Consider the following 2966-nt stretch of genomic DNA (forward strand, 5'->3'; position numbering starts at 1 on the left):
CGCGCCGGCAGTCGGATCGGCCGTCAGCCGCAGCATCGCGACCACGTCGGCGACCTCGGGCACGGCCAGCAGCCCGGCCAGTCCGACCACCTCGACCGGGACACCTCGGCGGTTCAGCGCGTCGGCCATCGGTCCGGCATCGGCGTTGCGCCGCACCAGGACTGCGGCCGTCGGCGCGGCGCCGTCGGTGTCGATCCCGCCGTGCCAGCGGGACGCGATCTGCTCGGCGACCCATTCCCGTTCGGTCTCGACGTCGTGCAGCAGCGCACACCGCACACTGCCGGGTTCGGCGCCCGGGCGCGGCTGCAGCGCGCGCACCGCCACCGAGCGGTGACGGGCCTCGACCGACACCTCGTTGGCCAGGTGCAGCACCTCCGGCGGGTTGCGCCAGCTGGTGCGCAGCTCCAAAGTCGGCGCCGGGGTGCCGTCCGAGAACGGGAAATCGGTGGTGAACCGCGGCAGGTTGGTCGCCGAGGCTCCGCGCCAGCCGTAGATGGACTGGATCGGGTCCCCGACGGCCGTCAGCGCCAGACCGTCGTCAGCGCCGCCACCGAACAAGGAGGACAACGCAACCCGCTGGGCGTGGCCGGTGTCCTGGTACTCGTCGAGCAGCACCACCCGGTAACGCTGCCGCAACTGTTCGCCGACCTGGGGGCACTGCTCTGCCAGCCGCGCCGCGGAGGCCATCTGCATGCCGAAATCCATCACCCTCTCGTCGCGCATCCGGCGGTGCAGCGCGTCGATCAACGGCACCAGCATGGTGCGCTCGGTCTGGGTCGCCAGCATGCGCAACAGCCATTGGCTGGGGCCGCGGTCACGCTGATACCGGCCGGCCGGCAGCGTGAGCACCAGCCGCTCCAGTTCGACGTGGGTGTCGCGCAGTTGCGCGGTGTCGACCAGATGCTCGGAGAGTTGCCCGGCCAGCCGCAGCACCATGTCGGTGATCGAGGCCGGCGACTTTTCGGTGTCCAGTGCGGCGGGATGTTCGCACACCACCTGGAACGCCAGCTGCCACAACTCGGTTTCCCCGAGCAGCCGGGTGTCGGGCTCGACCGGCAGCAGCAGACCGTACTCGCGCAACAGGTTTCCCGCGAATGCGTGGTAGGTGCTGATGGTGACGGGATCGTCGGCGAGATCGGCGCCTGCGGGAAGCATCAGGCCCGCCCCGGCCAGCCGCGCCAGCCGGGCACGTACCCGGCGCAGCAGCTGACCCGCCGCTTTACGGGTGAAGGTCAGCCCGAGCACCTCGCCCGGACTCGCGTAACCGTTCGCGACCAGCCACACCACCCGCGCCGCCATGGTCTCGGTCTTGCCCGCCCCGGCACCGGCGATCACCACCAGCGGCCCCGGCTCGGCGGAGATCACCGCCGCCTGCTCGTCGGTAGGCTCGAAAAGACCGAGGGCCCTTGACAGTTCGGTAGGGCTGTACCGGGGACCCGTCACGCGTCGCTCCTGGTGTTCTGGGTGGGACACATAGCGCGGACCGGGCAGTGCGCGCAGCCGTCGTTGACCCTGGCCACGAACTGCGGACCCTGCGTCGCCGAGGCGGCACGGTGGACCTGCTCCTCCCACTCGGCGCGGCCGTCGGCGGTCATCGGATCCTGGTGTCGTTCGGTGGCGCCACCGCCGGTGGTCTTGCCGAGGTAGACCAGCCGGCCGCCCCCGGGCTGGTCGCCGTCGGCGAGCAGGCCCGCCGCGACAGCCAGCTGGTAGAGCGCCAGCTGCGCGTGACTCTGCGCGTCGTCCTTGCTCACCGGACTCTTTCCGGTCTTGACGTCGATCACCACCAACCGGCCCTCGCTGTCGCGTTCCAGCCGGTCCAATCGCCCGCGCACCCGCACGGCCGGCAGGCCACCATCGGCGGCACCGACCTCGCCGTCGACCTCGACCTCGGTGCCGACCTCGGTGAGCTCGCCACGGGTGTCCTCTCGCCACCGCAGGAAGGTGCTCAGCATCTCCAGGTGCCGGGCCCGTTCGTTGTCGGCATACCACTGCGCGTCGAAAGGCAGTTCCCCCCAGACCTTCTCCAGTCCGTTGAGCAGCTGCGACTCGGTGCGCCCGGACTCGGAGATCAGCGCGTGCACCAGCGAGCCCAGGCTGGAGCGCACATCACGGCCGCGGGAACCACCGTGCCGCTCCAGCAGCCAGCGCAGCGGGCAGTCCGAGAGCATCTGCAGCGTCGACGGGGACAGCGTCACCACGTGGTCACCGTCCTGCCACAGCGGTTCGTCGCTGGACAGTCCCCGCGCGCCGTACCAGGAGGCCGGGTCTGCGCCGTGCACGCCGGCCTCGGCCATCCGCGCCAACTGAGCTGCCGCGCAAGCTCGTTCGGTGTCGTCGACGGTTCCCGGCGGCGCGCACACCACCGACCGCAGCCGCCCCACGACAGCGGACGGCGCCAGCAGCCGGGGAGCGCGGATCGGCGTTGCGGGTTGCGGATCCGACTCGGTGGCCAATGCGGCGATCTCCTGGCAGAACGACGACGGCAGCATCGCGTCGTCGCCGCAGTCGCTGTCGACGGCCGTCACCAGCAACCGACTGCGGGCCCGACCGATCGCGGCGATGAGCAGCCTGCGTTCCTCGGCCAGCAGCGGGGCCCTGCTCGACAACGCACGCTGACCGATGTCGACGACCCCGTCGAGCACATCCACCAGTTGCTGGGTGCCCAGCACCCCGCCGCGCGGGGCGACGTTGGGCCACAACCCTTCCTGCAGCCCCGCCAGCACCACGAACTCCCACTCCCGGTCCAGCGCGGAGTGCGCGCTGAGCAGCGCGACCGCCTCCGGCGCGTGCTCGGCGGACCGGGCGGGCGGTAGCGACAACGCGCCGATGTGGTCGACCAGGCCGCGCAGCGACGCACCGGCGGTGCGGGTGACGTACTGCTCGGCGACGTCGAACATCGCGGTGACGGCGTCGAGGTCGCGGTCGGCCTGGGCTCCTGCGGGCCCGCCGCGCTCGATCGCGGC

2 protein-coding genes are annotated in these 2966 nt (G+C 71.8%); both read right to left on the reverse strand.

What is annotated here, in order from left to right; genetic code table 11:
• Positions 1-1443: ATP-dependent helicase (locus MVA01S_RS29315; protein WP_159426382.1), on the reverse strand; the 1443-nt coding region annotated here is incomplete at its 3' end.
• On the reverse strand, positions 1440-2966 hold a 1527-nt coding region (locus MVA01S_RS29320), incomplete at its 5' end, for a PD-(D/E)XK nuclease family protein (RefSeq protein WP_169801789.1). The genes MVA01S_RS29320 and MVA01S_RS29315, both read right to left, overlap by 4 nt.

Origin of the sequence: Mycolicibacterium vaccae NBRC 14118 = CIP 105934, from assembly GCF_001552715.1 — a bacterium.
GTDB lineage: Bacteria > Actinomycetota > Actinomycetes > Mycobacteriales > Mycobacteriaceae > Mycobacterium > Mycobacterium vaccae.